Origin of the sequence: uncultured Campylobacter sp., assembly GCF_938015785.1 — a bacterium.
Taxonomy (GTDB): Bacteria; Campylobacterota; Campylobacteria; order Campylobacterales; family Campylobacteraceae; genus Campylobacter_B.
Genome location: NZ_CALLWC010000038.1, coordinates 1 through 20,308 on the forward strand (window position 1 = coordinate 1; position 20,308 = coordinate 20,308).

Here is a 20,308-nt window from a genome sequence, read left to right on the forward strand (position 1 = left end):
GCACGGGTGCTTCGATGACGTTTTGCAAGACGTTGAGGTGCGGAAAGAGATTGAAGCTTTGAAAAACCATGCCCGTATGCGCGCGGAATGGATGATATTCGCTTGTTTTATGTTGAGCGTCGAAATTTATCTTAAACTCGCCTAGCTGTAGCTCGCCGCCGCTTGGAATTTCGAGCAGATTTATGCAGCGCAGCATCGTGGATTTGCCGGAGCCGGAGCTTCCTAAAATCACTGTCGTTTGCCCGTCGCGAAATTCTAAGCTTAGCCCATTTAGCACGACGTGATCGCCGAAGCGCTTAGTTAAGTTCGTAAATTTTATCATCACACGAACCTTGAAAATCGTCGCTCTAGCTTGGATTGTAAGAACGTAAGAAGGGTGCAGACTGCTAGATAAAATAGCGCCGCCAGCACGTATAACGTGAGCGGATCGAATGCCCGCGCAGCAATACGTTGAGCGACCATAAACATATCGACCATCGTAATCGAGGCTACGAGCGAAGTGTCTTTAAGCGTAGAGATAAATATATTTGATAGCGGCGGCAGCGATATGCGCGCTGCTTGCGGAGCGATAATACGGCGCAGAATTTGAGCGTAGCTCATGCCTAAAGAGGTAGCTGCCTCCCATTGCCCCTTTGGCACTGATAGGATCGCAGCTCGCACCGCCTCTGAAGCGTAAGCGCCGATATTGAGGCTAAAGGTAATGATCGCAGCAGCCCAAACATCAAGTGTGATCCCAACGATTGGAAGTCCGAAATAGACGATAAAAAGCTGCACCAAAAGCGGAGTGCCGCGAAAAATCCAAATATAAATTTCGCTTAGCTGCTTTAAAATTTTAAAATTTGCGATGCGTGCGACCGCCGTCAGCACCGCAAGCACGAGCCCAAGCAGAAATGAGATTATCGTAAGCGGGATCGTAACTTGCAGCAGGGCTAGCGCCATCGGCTCTAGCGAGCTACTAACAAGCTCTAGAATTCTGCTTGTTTCGTTCATTCACTCACATCTTTGCCGAAATATTTAAGCGAAATTTCTTTTAGCTTGCCTTCGGCTTTGAGTTCGTTTAAAGCTTTGCTGATTTGATCTGCGAGCTCTTTATTACCCTTTTGCACGATTGCAGCGCTATAATCGACATCTTTTAGCTTTGCAGCGATCTTAATCGGAGCGTCCGGGCGCTGCTTTAAAAAGTCGTAAAATACGGTATTATCGCGCACGACAGTATCTACGCGGCGAGCGATCAGCAGCTCCATACTTTTGGCGAAACTATCTACAGTTACGTTTTGCGCGCCGTATTTTTTAGCGACTTGTGCCCAGTTGCTGGTAGCGGAGTCTGCATTTTTCTTGCCTTTTAAATCCTCGAAGCTTTTAATGTCGTTGTTATCTTTATGCACGATGATGGCGCCGTAAACGACGGTGTAGGGCACAGAATACTCATATTTTTTCTTGCGCTCATCAGTAATGCTTACTTGATTAAACACAGCGTCTGCCTTGCCTGCATCAAATGCTGCAAGCATCGCATCCCAAGGCGCGGTTAGAAATTCTATTTTTAGACCAAGCTTTTCGGCGACTGCGCGCGCGACATCTACGTCGTATCCCACGAGCTCATTTTTGTCGTTATAATACGAAAATGGCGAAAAGGTGCCTTCTGTAGCCACTTTAAGCGTACCTTCGCGTAGTGTTTTAGAGTTTGCGCCGCATATTAAAAGCGCGCACGCAAGCAAAGTTTTTATTAAATTTTTCATAATTCCTCCAAAATTTTATGAGCGAAATTTAAAATGCAAAATTCCGCTCAGCTAAGTTTAAAATTCCACGCTTCAACTAAGCGGTCGTAGAATTTATTCCGTAATGTCTTTGCCAAAATATTTAAGTGAAATTTCTTTCAGAACGCCTTTTTGCTTTAGCGATTTTAGCGCGGAATTTATCTGCGCCGTCAGCTCATCATCCTTTTTAAGCAGCACGGCGGAATAGATCGGCTCATTGCCTTGAGCTGCGATCTTTAGCGGGGCGTTCGGGCGCTGCTTCATATAGTCGAAAAATGTGATGTTGTCGTTGATCGTAGCGTCTGCGCGACGAGCTATGATAAGCTCCACGCCCTTGCTAAATCCGTCTGCCGTAACAACCTCGGCGCCGTAGCTGCGCGCCATGTCAGCCCAGTTACTGGTAGCGGAGTGGACGCTTTTTTTGCCTTTAAGATCTGCAAAACTCTTAATCTCCTCGTTATCAGCTCGCACTACCAGCGCAGCATAAGCCACAGTGTAAGGCTCGCTGAAATTATATTTTTTCTTGCGCTCCTGCGTGATGCTTACTTGATTCATCGCTATGTCCGCTTTGCCTGCGTCAAATGCCGCGAGCATCGCATCCCACGGCGCGGTTAAAAATTCCGCCTTTAGCCCTAGCTCTTTTGCTAGTGCGCGAGCGATATCGACATCAAAGCCGGTAAGATTATTTTTCTCGTCATAGAAAGAATACGGCGAGTAAGTCCCCTCTGTGGCTATTACGAGCGTGCCCTCTTTGAGCGTCTTAGCGCTTAGGGCGGCGGTGATCAGCGCTGTTGCGAGCAGGGCTTTAAATATTTTCATTGAATCTCCTTGAAATTTAGCTATCGCTCGCGCTGCGAGCAGATGCGCGATTATATCGTGCGGAATATATAATTTTTATTAAAAATTCTAAATTTTAGTAAGACGTGATACAAAATTTTGCCTGTATGGTAAAGCTTTAGCGTCATATATTTTTAAAATTTTAACAGAGGTGATTTATAAAATTTCAAGTTTATTAGGTAAAAGTATCACAGAAGGAATTCAGCCTGCGATATAAAATAAAATTTGCAAGTATTTCGAGGCGATTTTTTGAGTTAGAAGCTAAAATTTTGCGCAAGCTAGACTTCTGCTTGCAGTTGCGAGCGCAAGAGAAGCAAAATTTCTCTCAAAAGCGCTCGCGAGGCAAGCCTTTTGAAAAAGACAAGCCGCTAACGAATTTGCCCGTCTCCGCGGACGACGTATTTGTAGGTCGTGAGCTCCCTCACTCCCATCGGCCCCCTGGCGTGTAGTTTTTGCGTGCTGATGCCGATCTCGCCGCCAAATCCAAACTCGCCGCCGTCGCTAAAGCGCGTCGAGGCGTTGGCATAGACGACCGCGCTGCCGACTTCGTTTAAAAACCGCTCGATGTTTGCGTAATCAGCGCTTAAAATCGTATCCGAATGCCCGCTGGAATGCGCGTTTATAAAGCTGATAGCCTCATCCGTATCTCGCACCGCGCGCACGGCTAGCACGAGATCCAAAAACTCGGCGCCAAAGTCGCTCTCGCCTGCGAGCTTGACGTTTTTTGCGTTTCGCAGATCCGCGCACGCGCTCAAAAGCTGCTCGCTCACGCGAAACTCGACCTCGGGCATCTCGCGCACCAGCTCAGGCAAAATTTCGCCCGCCACGCGCTCGTGTAAAAGCACGCACTCAACGGCGTTGCAGACGCTCGGGCGCTGGGTTTTGGCGTTTTTGATTATCTTTACCGCCTCGCTTAAATTTGCGCTCTCATCGACGAAAATGTGGCACACCCCCGCGCCCGTCATGATGATCGGCACGGTCGCGTTTTGCGCGATAAAATCTTTTAAGCTCTTGCCGCCGCGCGGTATCAAAACGTCGATATACTCACTCATTTTCGCCATTTGTGCCACTACTTCGCGATCGGCGCTCTCCACAAGCTGCACCGCGCCCGTCGGTAAACCGAATTTCGCCCCCGCTTCGTTAAATAAATTTACTAAAAAAATGTTCGAATTTAGCGCGCTGGCACTGCCTCGCAGGATCGCCGCGTTGCCGCTTTTTAGCGCCAGCGCCGCCGCGTCGATGCTGACGTTTGGGCGGCTCTCGTAGATGATACCCAGCACTCCCAGCGGCACGCGTACGCGGCTGATTTGCATGCCATTTGGATGGCTCCAGCCGCCTAAATTTTCGCCCACGACTTCAGCAAAGCCCGCCACCTCGCGCACGCCCTGCGCCATCGCCTCGATGCGGGTGTCGGTTAGCCTTAGGCGGTCCAGCAATGCCAAGCTAAGGCCCGATCTCTCGCCCTTTGCAAGGTCTTTGGCGTTTGCCGTTTTTATCGCGTCCTTTTGCGCGAGCAGCTCGTCCGCCACGGCGTTTAAAATTTCAAATTTAGCCCTGCTATCAAGTCTCAAAAGATCGCCGCAAGCGGCCTTTGCGCGCTTACAGATCTCTAAAATTTCGTTCATTTTCGCTCCTTAATCTATAAATCAAATAGCGTGTTGCGTATATAAATGCCGCAAGCGTCGCTTCTATCGCGTCTAAAATTCCTGCGCGTCTTATTTTTATCCGCACGGCGGTTTAAATTTAGCGCGCTTTGGGTCATTTTATTTCGGATTTTCTTACGTCAAAATTTCGCTTACTCGCCGGGCATTACGCCCAACCTTCTCATTTCAATTCGCGCATAGCACTTTTACGTAATCCGCCGGCTCATATCCGCGCAGTTCAAGAACGTCTAGCTCGCCGTTTTTATCGGCGTCCAGTTCGTTAAATTTCGCCGCCCACGCCGCGCCCGTCAAAAGTAGCGCAAAAAATATAATCTTTTTCATCTTCGCCCTCCGTTTGAAATTTTAAACGCACAGAACACGGCTAAAATTTCATTGCAGCGCGATATTATCCGCATGTATCGCGTCATCGTCGCTTTTGTAGCCTAAAGTCTGCTCTATCTCATCGCTTTTTGCGCCCGCTATGCGCGCAAGCTCGCAGCTTGAATAGTTGCTAATGCCGTGCGCCAGCAGCTTGCCGTCAGTCGCGCAGACGTTTACGATCTCGCCGCGCTCAAACTCGCCGCGCACCTCGGTAATCCCGACCGCAAGCAGGCTTTTGCCCGATTTTATCGCCTCTGCCGCCCCCGCGTCGATAATCACCGCGCCTTTGCTGATCGCGCCGTATGCGAGCCAATATTTACGCGAGCTAAGCCGCGCCGCGCCCGCGCTAAAGAGGGTGCCGACCTCGTCGCCCGCCGCTATCTTAAGCAAAATTCCGTCCGTACGCCCGTTTGCGATGATCAGGCTCGTGCCGATCTGATTTGCCATTTGCGCCGCCGCGATCTTGGTCGCCATGCCGCCCGTGCCGAATTTACTGCCCTCGCCGCCTGCCATTTTGACGACGTGCTCGTCGATTTTTTCAATAAAGCTTAAAAGTTTTACGTCCGCATGCTCGCTCGGATTTTTGTCGTACAGCCCGTCGATGTCGCTTAAAATCACGAGCAGATCAGCATCGATTAGCCCCGCAACGAGCGCGCTTAGCGTGTCGTTGTCGCCCACTTTGAGTTCATCTGCTACGACGGGGTCGTTTTCGTTTATGATCGGTACGATGCCGCGCGAGAGCAGCTCCGCGCAGACGTTTCGCACGCTAAGATAGCGCGCCCTGTCGCTAAAATCGCCTCGGCTTAACAGCAGCTGCGCGATAATGCGGTCATGCGCCCAAAACAGCCGCTCGTAAAGATGCATCAGCGCGACCTGTCCGACCGCCGCTAGAGCCTGCTTGCGGCTTAAAATTTTAGGTCTTTGCGCGATGCCTAGCAGCCCCATACCCGCGCCTACGGCACCCGAGCTTACCAAAGCCACGCAAAAGCCTGCATCTTTTAGCTTGCAAATTTGCGCGACTAGACTTTTGATAAGCCGCTCATTTAGCGAACCGTCCGCATTGGTAAGCGTTGAGGTACCGATTTTTACGACGATACGTTTTGCGCCGCCCAGAAGCTCTTTTCTACCCATTTTCCGCTCCGAAATTTTTGAAAATTATATCGAAAACGGCTTATTTTAAATTTTATGCTTTGAGCTGAGTAGATGCGAGCTTTTGGTTTAAATTTATTCCCGAGTAATTCTAATAAAGCGTAGAGATAGTCCGTCTACGAAGATCGTAACGGGAGATAAACTCCCGTTATCGCGCGAAATTTTACTGACTTAAAATTTACCGGATCCTTGCTAAAGCGCGGCGTTGAGGTTTAGCTGCATCTCCACGTCGTCGCTAACGAGCAAAATTTTCTTCATTTTAGCCTACTTTTTGGTGGCATTGCCTTCTTTATTTTCTACTTTCGGCCCCACATAATCCTCCCCGAAATATGCCTTCTTTATCTCTTCTTTTTTGATTGCGGCTTTCTTTTCGTAGATTTTGTATTCAGGCTTCCAGTAGTTTAGCATATTGTTTAGCCCGCTGTGGCCTACCTCGGCGTGACAGCTAGCGCAGGTTAGTTGCTTATCCGTATTTAGCAAGCTTTGATAGTGAGCGTGCATCTTTTGAGCCTGGGCTGAGGTTAGCTTATTATCCACTAAATTCGTATGGCAGCTAACGCAACCGTTGTCAAATACGAAGTGCTCTCTTTTCTCTCTATTTTTATGCCAGTCTATAGCCTCCGGATCTTTAAAGAAATGAATATATCCCTCCATCAATCCGTTTTTAGCTTTAACTAGGACGTATTTGGCTAGGTTGTCGTGAGGTATGTGGCAGTCTACGCATTTAGCCCTTACTCCGCTTTTACCTTTGCCGCTATGTACGTCGTTACTATAAGCTATAACCATAGGATCCATCTCGTGGCATACTACGCAAAACTTCTCTCCGCTAGTTTCTTCTAGGGCGTAATGCACGGGAAGTACCACCAAAAACCCTATAATGCCGCTTACTAATATAATAAGTGCTAGTACTTTCTTTGAAATTTTCATGGCGTTACCCCCATCCATTGCGGAACTTCGTGTTCGTGGCACTCCGTGCACATATTGGTTGATTTTTTATGCTCGTTGTGGCACTCGTCGCAGTATAGCGTAGGGCCGTCGTGAACCGAGTTGTGAGGATTTGCTTTTAGCAGATCCATGTATTCTAGTCTTTTAGCTATCTTTTTCTTGTCGCCGTGACAGGATATACAGCCTTTATCGCCTATGGATTTAAATTTACTAGCGTCGTTTCCTTGTCCTTCGTGACAATCAAGACAGGTGAAGCTTAGCTTTTCGTGGTGAGGTTTTAAAGGGTGTTTGGCTCGCAGCTCGTCGGTGACGTTAAGATCGACTAAAGACGTTATCTTTGCGCTTGGTGCTCCTGCGCTAAATGCAAAAGAGCATAGTAGCATAGATACAAACAAGGCGAGAAACGCTTTATGTTTCATGCGAATTCCTTTCGGATGTCAAATTTACAAATTTAACTGCAAATTCGGCTTCAAATTTAAAAAGATCGCAGGCTGAATTCTCGAATTTAGTCTTAAATTTGACCTGCGATACGAAATAAGATTTGCAAGTATTTCGAGGCAATTTTTGGGGTTTTCTGCTTCGCAAGCTCGCAACTGCAAGCAGAAGAAGTTAAAATTTGACAAAGATAAGGCATATAGCCTATCAAGTCAAATTTTAACAAAATCCGCAAAAAGCGTCCGAAAGACGCCGCAAATTAGCCTATATTCTCACCCGCTATCATACCAAACGTTAAGCAGTCAGCAATCGCCACGCTACCTAAGCGGCTAGCTCCGTGTACGCCGCCTGTGATCTCACCTGCTGCAAATAATCTTGGAATAGGCATCTCGGTTTGTAGAGAGATGACCTGAGCTTTGGTATTGATATCGATGCCGCCCATGGTGTGGTGAAGTTTTGGAGTACCGCGCATAGCATAGAAAGGCGCTTTGGAGATATCTACGCCGTTTGTAGTGGTTTTATCCATTGGTTTGCCAAAGTCTTCGTCCTTGCCTGATTTAACGAAGCTGTTATATCTCTCGACGGTCTTTTTTAACTCTGCGGCAGGGATTTTATAAAAAGCCGCTAGTTCGTCTAGGGTTTCAAATTTCTTTAGTACGCCTGATTCTAGCGGTTTAGTGTAGTGCTCAGGTATGACCATGTTTTTTACGCCATCACTATCGCAGAAGTTGATAGGATAGATATCGGCTTTTGCGTCGATTACTTTAAACATAGCTTGAGAGCGGGTGCGGCGGTCTGCTAGCTCGTTCATATAGCGTTTGCCGGTTCTTGGATCGACTGAAATTCCGTAGCGGAAGCTTCCGTTTACGTTAAACATAGAGCCAACGCCAAAGCCTTTTTCATCAGGGCATGCCCATGGACCAAACTGTATCCAGCTTAGCTGCACTGGAGTTGCGCCGATCCTAAATGCCTCTTTCATAGCGCCTGCGGTTGCGCCAGGGTGGTTGGTGCTATCTGTGGTAGGTAGGATAGATGGGTCTTGAACCTGTCTAAAGAATACGTCGCGGCAGAATCCTCCTGCGGCTAGTACTACGCCTTTTTTAGCTTTTATAACTTTTTTAGTTCCGGTAGTGTTTTCGGCGTCGTCTTTTTGGCTCTTTGGATCAAATTTATAATCCTCTCTGATGATCACGCCGTCTACGCCGCCGTCTTCGCCTAGGACGAATTCGTCAAATTTAGCTCTTTGTCTTAGCTCGCAGCCTTGTAGGTTTTTAAAGTATTCTACCATCGGCTGAACGATACCCGAACCCGAGCCGTTAGCGGTTTGAAGCGATCTAGGTACGCTGTGTCCGCCTGCGTGAGTAACTTTATCTATGTATTTAGCGCCGCATTTTAGAGTTAGTTTATATGCGTCTTGCGCGCGAGTAGCGATGGTGTCGATTAGATCTACGTGGTTTAGGCCGCGGCCGGCTTTTAGGCAGTCTTTGATAAATAGCTCGTTGCTATCTTTGATGCCTTCTGCTTTTTGCTTGTCGCTGTTTGGAACGGCAAATATGCCGCCGTTAATTACGGAGTTACCGCCTACGCGTCCCATCTTTTCTAGGATTAGGACTTTATTGCCCTTTTCGGCTGCTGTTATACCGGCCGCAAGTCCGGCAAAGCCTGAACCAACGATAACTACGTCCCACTCTTCGTCAAATTTGACGTCTTTAGCGTTAACCGCAGCGTTTGCGTTTACGGAGCCGAGCGCTAAAGCACCCGCGCCAACTAGGCTCATTTTGAGCAGATCACGTCTTTCCATGATGTCTCCTTTATTTTACCGTTATACGGTTTTTTTGATGCCTAATTTTGGGAGAATTATAGCCAAAGTTAAATAAAAGCAAAATAATATTATTTAAAAATCGTTTTTAAATTTTTAGAAAGCGCCGCAGCCAAAAAGCCGCTTATCGGCTGCTTGCTAGTTCTAAATTTAGACAAATTCTAAATTTAAATCTCTTCATAAAATTTTACGTTCGCTATGAGAGTGTATTCTGCGCCGGATAAAAGACCAGCTAAAAGCAGGCCTTTTATCTCTCGCAAAGCTTGCCGCATGCGTCGGCGCGGCATCTGCTGCAGTGAGTCATCTGCGCCATAGAGCCGCCGATTAGCTTTCGCATACTGCGAATTTCTTCATTCGAGGGCGATTTGATATTTGCAAAAGGGGTATCATGCACGGGGATCATCGCCATACAGTTCATGATATCAGCCTGCCACTCTTTTGCTTTTTCCGCAATTTCGGAGACATGATCCATATTTACGTCGGGGATTACGACAGTGTTTATCTTTACGATCATACCTGCCTCTTTTAGCTTGCGGATCCCCTCCTCTTGGCACGCCTGAAGAATTCTAGCGCCCTCTTCGCCGCGGTAAATTCTATTTCCGTGGCGTACCCACGCATAAATTTTGCCGCCCACTTCGGGCGTTACGGCATTGACCGTTACCGTCACGTGGCTCACGCCGATGCGCACGATATCATCCACGTGCTCGGGCAAAGATAGGCCATTTGTGGATAAGCAAAGTAGGGCGTGAGGGAAGCGGGCTTTGCATTTTTCAAAGGTAGCTAGGGTCTTATCGGCATCACACATAGGATCTCCGGGGCCTGCGATACCGATGACAGAGATATCCTGTCTAAATTTAAATAGATTTTCCACGTATAGCACGGCCTCGTCCGGGCTTTGCACCTTCTCTGTTACGCCGGGGCGGTTTTCGTTGGCGCAGTCGTAGATGCGGTTGCAAAAATTGCATTGGATATTGCAATTCGGCGCTACGGGAAGGTGCACGCGCCCGTAGGCGGCGGACGCTTTTTTGCTAAAGCAGGGGTGGTTGTCGAAGGAGGGTTTGGCGAAAAAATTCATCAATCTTTTTTCCTTCCGAATTTTATGGCGTCTGTGTGGCAAACGTCCATACAATCTCCGCAGTTCGTGCAGTTCATCTCGTCCGGTCTCGTGCCCATTTCGCATTTGCGCAAACAGGCGTTGCAGTTATCGCAGGCATCTGTTTTATAAACGCGAAATATTGAAATTTTACGCAGCAGCTCCATTATGCCGCCGCTAGGACAGGCGAAGCGGCACCATAAATTTGCGACGATCAAGGACGCAGCGATGAGAGCTGCGACGACGGCAGTGCGAACCGCCCAGTACCAGTCGGAAAATTTAAAGGACATGATAACGGCGTTGAGATACTCGTCGCTGGTACGGATAGGGATCATGACGCGAGGATTGCCGTAGATGAAATATACGCCCCCGCTAAGCAAAACGGCTATAACCATGCCTATTTGCGCATATCGTAGCTTTCTGTTATTTTTTAGTTTGAGCTTAAAAGCGGCAAATTTGCCGAGCATTTGATTTACGAATCCGCCAGGGCAAAGCCAGCCGCAAAACGCGCGCCCGAGGAAAATAACCAGCACGGGTATAAACAGCCAAAAGCCGAAAAACACGGTCGCGATCCGCCCCCAGCACGTAACGATCGGACAGGATTGGCAGTTTACGAAAGGCACGATAAATGGGCATCTAAAAATCCCGTAATACGCCCATTGCCCGATCGCGCCGATAAAAATCAGCTGCACCAAACGACGAATTTTAGTTAGCCTAGAGACTTTTTTCATCTTTGCCATATTTACGATACTAAACATCTTTTACACCAAACCTTTCTATGAGTTCAAGCCCGCGCGCCGAATGGATGGAGGTAAAGCCGTGTCGCTCGAAAATTTCCTGCCCGTCCGAGCAGACGAAGTCCGCAAAGTCATCGGCAAGCTTCTCGTCTTTTACGTATTTCATGATATTTAGCGTAAAGGTAAGCGGCCCCGGCGGGATGAGTTTTTCGTCGATAGGCATGTATTCGATTTTGTCTTTAAACCTATCGTGCGTCGTTAGGCGCTTTTCGATGATGGACGCATCGCCCTTGCCCTCTACGAGATCGCACATCATGGTAATTACGCACGCTCCGTTGGCGACCATATTTTTCATAACGGGCCCTGTGAGACCTGAATTTTTTAAAATTCCCTTTACCGGTCCGCTGCCCGGAGGCGATGCCCTTAGCGGCAGCATCACCCGCACGCCGGGTTCCGCTAGATCCTTCAGATCGCGAATGCCCGCGGGATTTCCTTTCGGCACCACTAAGACGTAGTCGGTAAAACATAGCGGTCTAAAGCGAAGGCTAAGGCCAGCCTTGCGTAGTTTTTGGCTTAGCTCCAAAACGCGAGCTCCGAAAACCTCTGTCTTGCCCTGCAAGGCTAGCAGCGACTTCCCGAGCGCCCCCGCAAAGGCGCCGGTGTACTGGATGTTATGCCCCGTTTTGGACTCGTATGCTGCGTTTATCTGCGCAAAAGCTTCAGATAGTCCTCCGCACGACCAAACTTGCAGCGAATCGGGCTTAAACGGCGTGAAGCCGGCGAGCATCGATTCGGGTCCGGCGATGGCTGCCGCTGCCAAAGCTCCTTTTAAAAAGCCGCGACGAGATGCGTCTATCTCTTTAAATTTCATGCAATCTCTCCTTTCTTTGGATTGTTAAATTTACAAAGCTCTTTATTTTAAAATTTCGAGCTACCCGCTTAAAGCAGTTCTATAAACGCCTCTAGGCGCGTTCGAATTTGCCCAACGTCCTGTTTGGAGTAGTCAGTCTCCAGACTCATATAGCTTACTCCCGCTTCTTTGCTTGCCTCCTTTATTTTGTTTGTCTCGATCGCGTAGGTGTGACAGCCGCTTAACACGACATCAACGACGCCGTCCGCTTGATACTCGTGGATAAATTCCTTTATAATATCGCCTCTGGCGTCGTTTTGATACATCACCGAACAGGGGATTTTGAGGTAGCGTTCGGCGATATTTGCGACCAGATCGCCCTTCGTTTGCACTTGGTTTTGATAGCCTTTGGTGCCGGAGCAGTTTTCAAAGGCTACCACGTCCGCGCCAAGATCTTCGATCTGCTTGATAACCTTTTCATACACGCCTCCGCTTGGACAGCCGGTGATGATGATCCGCTTTTTGCGAGTTTTCGGCGGCGTCATCTCCTTCGCGGCGGCTATGTAGGCGCGTATCATCTTAAGCTTTTCGCGTTTATCGTATATGAAGTCGCTCGCAAATGAAATTTGATGAATTTCGCTGCCCGCTACCGGCATCGGATTTAGTTTGCCAAGCTCTAAAAGCTCCAACATCACCTTGCGCTCTTCGTTGTAAATTTGCACCGCATCGAGCAGCGCTTCATCGGTGATTTTCGTATCAAATTTTTGCTCTAAAACTTTGCGAAATTCCCTAAGCTCGTCGGTAAAAAGTTCCAAGCTCTTGCCGTCTCTCATATTCGGCAGCTGCAGCACGTGGACGTCCTTATGTTTTGCCAGTAGCTCATACATCTTTTTCTTGCCGTCGCAGGTCGTTTCGCCTATGACGAGATCGCTGGCGTTCATATAGGGGCATTTTTTGGTAACTGCGTAGCCGTAGCTTGCCTTGATTAGCGGGCAAAGATTGCGCGGAAGCTCGGCGTGAGCCGCGTCTATCGGGCTTTCGTCATAGGCGCAAAGCCCAACCGGCACGGCGCCCGCGGCGTAAATAAGCTCCTTTGGTGAATAGGTGCAAAACATCCCCACTACGTGTTTGCCTTGCTCTTTTAGATCGTGCAGAGCCATTGCGTTGCGCTTTTTAAGCGCGTCAAAATCCATCTTCATCTCGTCTCCTTTGAAATTTCATTTGCTTTGCGTGCGCCGATAAGCGAAGCGCCCATCGCGCCGCAGTAGATTGCGTTTTCGTGAGTAAAAATTTCAGCCCCCAGATGCTCGCCTAGAAGCTGTTTAAATAGCGGCACGTTGCTAAGTCCGCCGCTTAAAAAGTAAATTTGATTTTCCAGCCGTTTGATGAGAGCGGCGACCTTGTGCGCCGAGGAGTCCACGATGGCGTAGGCGATCTCGCTCGTTTCAGCCCCATTTGCGCTTAGCGAGACGATCTCGCTCTCGGCAAAAACAGTGCAGGTCGAGCTTAGTTTGATCGCGGGATTTTTGCGGGCGGTTTTGTAAATTTCGCTTAGCTCTAGCCCCAAACGCCCCGCGCTGATCTCTAAAAATTTGCCCGTGCCGGCCGAGCATTTGTCGTTCATGATAAAATCCGTGGGCTTGCCATTTTCGATCTTGATCGCTTTCGTATCCTGCCCGCCCACGTCGATGACGGTGCAATCAGGCTCAAACAAAAAGTGCGCCCCAAGGCCATGGCATAAAATTTCGCTCATGCTAAGCTGCGCGTAGTCCACGCTGACGCGTCCGTAGCCCGTAGCCGTCACGAAGCCCTCTGCGTAGCCTTTTTGCTCTAAGGCTTGCTTGATCTGGCGCGCGACCTTGACCGCGCTAAAGCCGCTTGGCAGCAAAAATAGCTCGCAAAATTCGCCGCGTTCGTCCATAACGGCGACCTTTGACGAGGTAGAGCCGATGTCGATACCGATAAAATGCATAAAATTTTAAATCCGTCGAAAAATATTTCTACGCCGTAGAACTTTGATTTGAATGTTAGTCTTTTTAAGCTTTTAGACTGCTGAAATTTAGCGTAGGCTTGCGGCGCGGATAAAATTTAGCTTTGCGCCGCATTTGAATTAGATTTAAATTTAGCGCTCACGGGCGATTAGAATTCCGCTTAAAATCACCACCGCGATGCCCGCTAGCACGATCGGACCGGGCAGATGATCGCCTAGCATAATTCCAAGCGCCATGCTAAATAGGATGTCGCTGTAGCTGATCGCAGCGACGATGCCCGCTTTGCGCGAAGCGGCGTAGGCACGCGTCATGTAAATTTGAAAGTAGATACCGCTGACACCCAGGAGCATCACAAGCACCCAGCCAAAAAGGCTTGGCGGGTTGAAATAAGCGAGCTTCGCTAAATCTGCGCCGCTGAAAAGTCCTAAAATTTTAGCCTCGCTACCTTCAAGCGCCCAGCCCGCAGCCATCATCATCGCGCTTAGAAAGGTAGCGGATGAGACGAAGACCAGCACGATGAGGTTGGTGGCGTAGTGTTTGCGGAGCTCGCGCACGCTCGTGTATGCAAGTCCCGCGCACATGCCGCCGAAGATTCCCACCGCGTCGGTTACGCTGATGCCGATGTGCGGGCGCACGACGAGTAAAATTCCGCCAAAACCGAGCAGTATCGCAAACCAGCCCTTAGAGCTTAGCTTTTCGCCTAAGAAAAACGCCGAAAATAGCGCGGTGAAAATGGGCGCCGTTTTTTGGAATGTAAAAGCGGTGCCAAGATCGATGTGAGCGATGTTGTAAAAGGTCGCTAAGATGCCGCAGCTGCCGATAAAACCGCGAAATGCGAGTAGCCACGGCTTGCCGCCCGGCCCCAGATTTTTTACCCGCCTTAGCGAAAACAGCACGATGCCGATGCCTACGACGTTGCGAAAAAACACGATCTCGGCGCTACTCATATGCTCTGCCATGACCTTGGCCAAAGCGCCGTTTAGCGCAAAATAGAAGCTCGCTACGAGCATATAATAAACGCCCAGATGTTTCAGCCAAAACGCGGAGTAAAATTTCTGCTTCACGCCGTCCTACTTTCGGTTTGCCACGAGCGCGCCCGCGGCGATGATGAGCACCATACCCACAAGCGCCATGAAACCGGGCAAGGTGTCGCCTAGCAGCAGCCCAAATAGCGTCGAAAAGATGATGTCTGCGTAGCTGATCGTAGCTACTATGCCCGCTTTGCGCGTCGCGGCGTAGGCCTTGGTGACGTAGGTTTGATAAAACAGCCCCAGCAGCCCCAAAAGCACGGCAAAGAGCCAGCCCTGCGCGTTTGGAATTTTAAATTTAGAAAGCATAAAGCTCAGTGCGGGCGCGTCTATAAATTCCGCTGCGATCATAAGCGCTATAGGCATCAGCGTGCCGGCAAGAAGCGCAGAGAGGATGATCGTATCGGAGCTATAGTATTTACGTAGCCCGCGCACGGAGGTAAGCGCCATCGCGGCGAATAATCCGCTTAAAATTCCAAAAATATCGCTCGCTTGCAAGCCAAACTGCGGCTGAATTACCAAAACGATGCCCACAAATCCGAGACAGACCGAGAACCAACCCATCGCGCCGAATTTTTCGCCGAGGGTAAAGTACGCGATGATCGCCGTCCAAATGGGCGCCGTTTTTTGAAAGGTAAATGCCTCGCCGAGGCTGATGTTAGCGACATTATAAAAAAATACCATCAGCCCCAAAATCCCGATAATGCCGCGAAACGCGAGCGTAAAAGGATGCCCGCCTTTGTTTGCGAAGCGCGCCGCGCGGGGACGAGCCTTGATTTTATAAAGCAGGATCAAAAGTCCGGGCAGATTGCGAAAGAGCACGACCTCAAGCGATGAAATTTGCGCGCCCAAAAGCTTGGCAAAAACGCCCGTAAGAGAGTTGTAAAAGCACGCCATCAGCATATAATACACGCTTAGATGGTGCAGCAAGAAGTTGTTGTATTTCATCGCGCCCCTTTAAATTTGCGAAATTATACACGCATAATGATTAAATTTTAATATTCCGCTGTTTTAATATTTCGCCGCGCCGCCTGTTTTTGCGCGTTTGGGCACAACGGCTCGGTTTTGTACTTCTGCGCTTGAATGCGCAAAGCAGTAAAATTTACGCAGCTGCGGGTTTATATGCTTTCGCGCAGTTGCGCCCGTTTCACGCTTTGGTTGCTAGTTTTCGCGGACAGGCTTTGGTTTTAAAATTTTATAAAATTTACGTATCGCCCAGTTCTGCGCCGTCTAAGGTGATGGCTCACGCGCCTTGGCGTCTTTTACGAGCGGCGTCCCGCTAGTGTCGCTGCTCGCGTATGTGAGCCGCAAGCGCATCTCGTCGAATGCGTCCGTCGCGCTGATGTCTATGCGAGCTGCGGTAAAATTCCATAAAATTTAGCGCCTAAATTTCATAAAATTTTGCCGCTTAGCTCCGCGAGCGAGCGCGTAGAATTTGGCTTTAATCTATTTTTGGTTATAATCGCGCCAAAAATTACAAGGACGAACGTGAAAAGTTTGATCATCATCGGGCGCCCCAACGTCGGCAAGTCGAGCCTTTTTAACCGCCTAGCGGGCGCTCGCATCGCCATCACGAGCGACGTTGCGGGTACGACGCGCGATACCAATAGAGCCGAAGCCGAAATTTTCGATCGTCGCGTGCGCGTGATCGATTCTGGCGGCCTGGACGATGCCTCCGAGCTGTTTGCGCGCGTGCAGGCTAAGACGCTAAGCGAGGCCAAGAGCGCGGATTTGATAATCTTTATGACGGACGGCAAGCTATTGCCGAGCGATGATGAGCGGCGGATATTTTTCTCGCTGCAGAGACTTGGCAAGCCCATCGCCCTGGCGGTCAATAAGATCGACGGCAAGCGCGACGAGGAGCGCAGCTGGGAGTTTAACGAATTCGGCGCTAAATTTTTCCCTATCTCCGTCTCGCACAACAGCGGCATCGATGAGCTGAAAGAGTGGATATATGGCTTTTTAGACCCTGCGCCCGCGCGGCAGGACGAGGATGAAATTTTTGATGATTTTATAGAGGGCTTCAACGACGAGGGTGAGCCGAAAGAGGGGCGCGACGAGGAATTTTATGCAGACAAGACCATCGGCGTGGGCATCATCGGGCGGGTAAACGTCGGCAAATCAAGCCTTCTAAACGCGCTTGTGGGCTCGCAGCGCTCGGTTGTGAGCGATTATGCGGGCACGACGATCGATCCGGTGAACGAAAGCACGGAATTTGGGGGGCGCACGCTTGAGTTTATCGACACGGCGGGTATTCGCCGCCGCGGTAAGATCGAAGGCATCGAGCGTTTCGCGCTAAATCGTACCGAAAAAATTTTACAAAACTCCGACATCGCGCTTTTGGTGCTTGACGCAAGCGAGCCGCTAAACGAGCTGGACGAGCGCATCGCGGGGCTTGCGGCTAAATTTGAACTCGGGCTCATCATAATTTTAAACAAATGGGATCTTTGCGAGCGCGATTACGACGAGTTTTGCCGCGATCTGCGCGATAGGTTTAAATTTCTTTCCTACGCGCCGATCATCAGCGTCAGCGCGACGGACAGGAAGCGGATACATAAAATTTACCCGCTCATTTTGGAGGTTTATTCAAATTTCACGCGCAAGCTCGGCACCGCAAGGATCAATGAAGTGGTAGAAGCCGCGATAAAGGCGCATCCGATACCTCGCGAGCGGGGCAAATCGGTTAAAATTTACTACGCCGCGCAGATCGACTTTGCGCCGCCGAAGATCGCTCTTGTGATGAACCGCCCGCAAGCGCTACATTTTAGCTACAAGCGCTATTTGATGAACAGGCTGCGTGCAAGCTTCGCTCTTTCGGGAAGTCCGCTAGTGCTGCTGCCGCGCAAAAAGGGGGAGAGCGATGAAGAGCGGTAACATCGTGCTTATCGGCTTTATGGGGGTCGGCAAGGGCACGGTAGCGCGGGCGCTGGCTGCGCAAAGCGGGATGTTCGCGCTTGATTGCGACGATATGATCGAAAGCTACGCCAATAAAAAGATCGGGCAAATTTTTAAAGAGCAGGGCGAGCAGAGCTTTAGAAAGATGGAAGTAAGCCTTGCGAAATTTTTAGAAAAGTCCGTCCGCTGCGCCGTGATCTCTACAGGCGGCGGCTTTTACGCCGTGAAAAATTTAAACAAAATCGGCACCGTCGTGTATCTGAAATCAAGCTTTGAAGGGATTATTGAGCGCTTAAAAAACAGCGAAAACGCGGAGAAAAAATTTGCCAAGCGCCCGCTGTTAGCGGATCTGCAAAAGGCTGCGGCGCTGCACGCTCAAAGAGACGGAGCGTATGAAAAAAAGGCCGATATCGTAATCGACGTCGAAAATAAAAGCGTAAAAAAGATCGTAAAAGAAATTTGCTCCGCCTGCAACGGGCTAAATTTAAAGGGGAAAAAGATGTCTAAACAAAAGCGCTCTGGCGGCGGCAAAAATTCCGAGCCGCACAGCAAAGAGGATAAAAACGATAAGCTTAAAAAGAAAGAGGCGCTAAAGCAAAAGCTGCATGAGCTACTAGAGGGCTTAGAGCGCGAGGAAATTCCAAAGCGGGTGATCGCGTGGCACTTCGATCTTTACGAGCCTTATACGCTTGAGTTGGCGGGATCGAGCAGCTACGACGGAGATGACGACGACTGGGCGTGCGAGGACGAGGATGAATTTTATCCCGAATATTCACGCTTGCAGCTTGAATTTTTAAATGAGCTTTCGTGGCAGCAGGTTTTAAAAATGCTCGTGCAGGCTTTGCGCGAGCTGCGAGAGCAGATGCCAGATGCAAAAATTTTTGAGTGCAAGCACGTTGCCGCAGGCTTCGTAGACGGCGATCTGATTTTGATTTAAAGGAGCAATGATGAGAATTTTAACGGGTCTTCAGCCCAGCGGCAAGCTGCATTTGGGTAACTACTTCGCGAGCATCAAGCAGATGGTAGATGCGCAAAACGCGGGCGAGCAGATGTTTATGTTTATCGCAAACTACCATGCGCTCACGTCCGTAAGCGACGGCGCAAAGCTAAAAAACTCCACTTACGAGGCCGCCGCGGCGTTTTTGTCGCTGGGGATCGATCCGAAAAAGACGGTGTTTTGGGTGCAAAGCGACGTGAAAGAGGTGTTGGAGCTTTACTGGATTTTAAGCGGATATGCGCCGATGGGGCTACTCGAGCGAGCGCACGCATACAAAGATAAGATCGCAAAGGGCTTTGAGAGCAAGCACGATCTGTTCAGCTACCCCGTGCTGATGGCGGCAGACATCCTGCTATACAGCGCGGAGATCGTGCCCGTGGGTAAGGATCAGATCCAGCACGTCGAGATCGCCCGCGACATCGCGCTTAAATTTAACAACGCCCATGGCGAAATTTTAACTATTCCGCAAGCGCGAGTAAATGATGAAGTGGCGATCGTGCCGGGCACAGACGGCGCGAAGATGAGCAAGAGCTACGGCAATACGATCGATATTTTCTCAGATGCCGCGACGCTAAAGAAGCAAATTTCAAGTATCGTAACGACTTCTGAGCCGCTAGAAGCGCCTAAGCAGTGGCGCGGGTGCAATGTCTATAATATCGCGAAGCTATTTTTAAACGAAGCGGAGCAGACGGAGCTACAGGCTCGTTACGAGCGGGGCGGCGAGGGGCATGGGCATTTCAAGGCGTATCTAAACGAGCTCGTGCTCGGCTACTTCAAAGACGCGCGAGATAAATTCGAATACTATCAAAGCCACCGCGAAATTTTGGATGAGATGCTAAGACAGGGCGCGCAAAGGGCGGCTGCGACGGCTACTTCATTGATGCAAAAGGTTCGCGCTGCCGTAGGGATTTATCGCTAAGGAGGGTGAGATGACGGATTACGCTAGAGAAATTTTATCTGATGGTAAGCTGCTTCGGCAGAAGCTGGAAATTTTCTTGCAAACTCCTAGCAAGGTTGAAATTTACGCACGCGCCTGCGAGAAATTTTTCGCCGCGGGCAAGCAGCGCGAGTTAAATTATGTAAGCACGTGGAGTTGGTGGGGATTTTTCGGCACGCTGTTCTTTTTTCTGTACCGCAAGGAGTATAAAATTGCCGCAGCCCTATTTGCCGTTGTATTAATTTCCTGCTTTATTCCGTTTTTGGATGAATATGATAGAAGTATAGGAATGGCGATTAGCGTCAGTAGCGGAACTATGGCGAAATATTTCGTTTGCTATAGTTTTGTTTCATTGCTGGATAAACAGGACGATGAAGCCCTAAGAAAGGGCGGCGGCGTGAATAGATGGGCGATATGGCTCGCGGTAATATTTTACGCTTTGGTCGCAATCGTGTTTGCGCTGATAATTTCAAACGGCGGCAAGGCTTAGTCGTTTTAAAGGGCTTCCGCACTTAAAACGGCTAAATAAATTTTAAAAAGGAGTAAGAATGAAAGCGATCGTAACGGTGATCGGTAAGGACAAAGTTGGCATTGTAGCGGGCGTTTCAGCCAAGCTCGCGCAGCTTGGGCTAAACATAGACGACATCAGCCAGACGGTTTTGGATGAGTTTTTTACGATGATGGCGGTGGTTTCCAGCGAGGAAAAGCAGGACTTCACGGCTCTGCGCGAGGAGCTAAACGAGCTAGGCGAAAAGCTAAAAGTAAAGATCAACATCCAAAGCTCGGCGATCTTTGACGCCATGCACAACATCTAAGG

General features: G+C 49.4%; 21 protein-coding genes and 1 pseudogene. 5 read left to right on the forward strand and 17 right to left on the reverse strand.

What is annotated here, in order from left to right; translation table 11 throughout:
- The 17 genes from Q0393_RS05595 to Q0393_RS05675 all read right to left on the reverse strand — a co-directional run.
- Nucleotides 1-322: ATP-binding cassette domain-containing protein (locus Q0393_RS05595; RefSeq protein WP_298978557.1), on the reverse strand; the 322-nt coding region annotated here is incomplete at its 3' end.
- Entirely contained in the window at nt 322-990 is a 669-nt protein-coding gene (locus tag Q0393_RS05600) for an amino acid ABC transporter permease (RefSeq protein ID WP_005871287.1), read from the reverse strand. The genes Q0393_RS05600 and Q0393_RS05595, both read right to left, overlap by 1 nt.
- Nucleotides 987-1,736: an amino acid ABC transporter substrate-binding protein gene (locus Q0393_RS05605; RefSeq protein ID WP_297905416.1), complete on the reverse strand. Its 750-nt coding sequence runs from the start codon at nt 1,734-1,736 to the stop codon at nt 987-989. Before Q0393_RS05605 ends, Q0393_RS05600 begins: the two co-directional genes overlap by 4 nt.
- Before the next feature lie 93 nt (nt 1,737-1,829).
- Nucleotides 1,830-2,573, reverse strand: coding sequence for an amino acid ABC transporter substrate-binding protein (locus tag Q0393_RS05610; protein ID WP_298978559.1), 744 nt, complete (start codon nt 2,571-2,573; stop codon nt 1,830-1,832).
- 386 nt (nt 2,574-2,959) lie between these two features.
- Entirely contained in the window at nt 2,960-4,216 is a 1,257-nt protein-coding gene (locus tag Q0393_RS05615; RefSeq protein ID WP_298978561.1) for a glutamate-5-semialdehyde dehydrogenase, read from the reverse strand.
- Nucleotides 4,217-4,420: 204 nt separating this feature from the next.
- Nucleotides 4,421-4,576, reverse strand: coding sequence for a hypothetical protein (locus Q0393_RS05620; protein WP_298978564.1), 156 nt, complete (start codon nt 4,574-4,576; stop codon nt 4,421-4,423).
- A 48-nt stretch (nt 4,577-4,624) separates the two neighbouring features.
- A complete protein-coding gene (proB, locus tag Q0393_RS05625) occupies nt 4,625-5,746 on the reverse strand; it encodes a glutamate 5-kinase (RefSeq protein ID WP_298978565.1) in 1,122 nt (373 codons plus the stop codon).
- Between the two features lie 282 nt (nt 5,747-6,028).
- Complete coding sequence (locus Q0393_RS05630; RefSeq protein WP_122872970.1) at nt 6,029-6,691, reverse strand: NapC/NirT family cytochrome c; 663 nt, start codon at nt 6,689-6,691, stop codon at nt 6,029-6,031.
- Nucleotides 6,688-7,128, reverse strand: a complete 441-nt coding sequence (locus Q0393_RS05635) for a cytochrome c3 family protein (RefSeq protein ID WP_298978566.1) — start codon at nt 7,126-7,128, stop codon at nt 6,688-6,690. The genes Q0393_RS05630 and Q0393_RS05635 overlap by 4 nt, the downstream gene beginning before the upstream one ends.
- A gap of 275 nt (nt 7,129-7,403) precedes the next feature.
- Complete coding sequence (locus tag Q0393_RS05640; RefSeq protein ID WP_298978567.1) at nt 7,404-8,945, reverse strand: flavocytochrome c; 1,542 nt, start codon at nt 8,943-8,945, stop codon at nt 7,404-7,406.
- 265 nt (nt 8,946-9,210) lie between these two features.
- Nucleotides 9,211-10,038, reverse strand: a complete 828-nt coding sequence (locus tag Q0393_RS05645) for a radical SAM protein (RefSeq protein ID WP_298978632.1) — start codon at nt 10,036-10,038, stop codon at nt 9,211-9,213.
- Nucleotides 10,038-10,814: a 4Fe-4S binding protein gene (locus Q0393_RS05650; protein WP_298978568.1), complete on the reverse strand. Its 777-nt coding sequence runs from the start codon at nt 10,812-10,814 to the stop codon at nt 10,038-10,040. Before Q0393_RS05650 ends, Q0393_RS05645 begins: the two co-directional genes overlap by 1 nt.
- Nucleotides 10,807-11,664 carry a substrate-binding domain-containing protein gene (locus Q0393_RS05655; RefSeq protein ID WP_298978569.1) on the reverse strand — a complete coding sequence of 286 codons (858 nt, stop codon included), beginning with the start codon at nt 11,662-11,664 and terminating at the stop codon, nt 10,807-10,809. The genes Q0393_RS05650 and Q0393_RS05655 overlap by 8 nt, the downstream gene beginning before the upstream one ends.
- Before the next feature lie 68 nt (nt 11,665-11,732).
- The gene (locus tag Q0393_RS05660) at nt 11,733-12,842 is read right to left on the reverse strand and encodes a double-cubane-cluster-containing anaerobic reductase (protein WP_298978570.1); all 1,110 of its coding nucleotides are present in this window, start codon (nt 12,840-12,842) and stop codon (nt 11,733-11,735) included.
- Nucleotides 12,839-13,615 carry an acyl-CoA dehydratase activase gene (locus tag Q0393_RS05665; protein WP_298978571.1) on the reverse strand — a complete coding sequence of 259 codons (777 nt, stop codon included), beginning with the start codon at nt 13,613-13,615 and terminating at the stop codon, nt 12,839-12,841. The genes Q0393_RS05660 and Q0393_RS05665 overlap by 4 nt, the downstream gene beginning before the upstream one ends.
- Before the next feature lie 150 nt (nt 13,616-13,765).
- Nucleotides 13,766-14,698 (reverse strand): DMT family transporter, encoded by a 933-nt coding sequence (locus Q0393_RS05670; protein WP_298978572.1) that lies wholly within the window; start codon nt 14,696-14,698, stop codon nt 13,766-13,768.
- 6 nt (nt 14,699-14,704) lie between these two features.
- Nucleotides 14,705-15,610, reverse strand: coding sequence for a DMT family transporter (locus Q0393_RS05675; RefSeq protein WP_298978574.1), 906 nt, complete (start codon nt 15,608-15,610; stop codon nt 14,705-14,707).
- Between the two features lie 540 nt (nt 15,611-16,150).
- Between Q0393_RS05675 and der the strand changes: the two genes are divergently transcribed.
- The 5 genes and pseudogenes from der to Q0393_RS05700 all read left to right on the forward strand — a co-directional run bounded on the left by der (nt 16,151) and on the right by Q0393_RS05700 (nt 20,306).
- On the forward strand, nt 16,151-17,536 hold the full coding sequence (der, locus tag Q0393_RS05680) for a ribosome biogenesis GTPase Der (RefSeq protein WP_298978575.1): 1,386 nt from the start codon (nt 16,151-16,153) through the stop codon (nt 17,534-17,536).
- Nucleotides 17,523-18,017: pseudogene (locus Q0393_RS05685) on the forward strand (shikimate kinase); the annotation flags it as partial. The gene der and the pseudogene Q0393_RS05685, both read left to right, overlap by 14 nt.
- A 487-nt stretch (nt 18,018-18,504) precedes the next feature.
- On the forward strand, nt 18,505-19,473 hold the full coding sequence (trpS, locus tag Q0393_RS05690) for a tryptophan--tRNA ligase (RefSeq protein WP_298978576.1): 969 nt from the start codon (nt 18,505-18,507) through the stop codon (nt 19,471-19,473).
- A gap of 10 nt (nt 19,474-19,483) precedes the next feature.
- Nucleotides 19,484-19,981, forward strand: a complete 498-nt coding sequence (locus tag Q0393_RS05695; protein ID WP_298978578.1) for a DUF2628 domain-containing protein — start codon at nt 19,484-19,486, stop codon at nt 19,979-19,981.
- A 58-nt stretch (nt 19,982-20,039) separates the two neighbouring features.
- Nucleotides 20,040-20,306, forward strand: a complete 267-nt coding sequence (locus Q0393_RS05700) for an ACT domain-containing protein (protein ID WP_005871308.1) — start codon at nt 20,040-20,042, stop codon at nt 20,304-20,306.
- Nucleotides 20,307-20,308 lie beyond the last annotated feature (2 nt).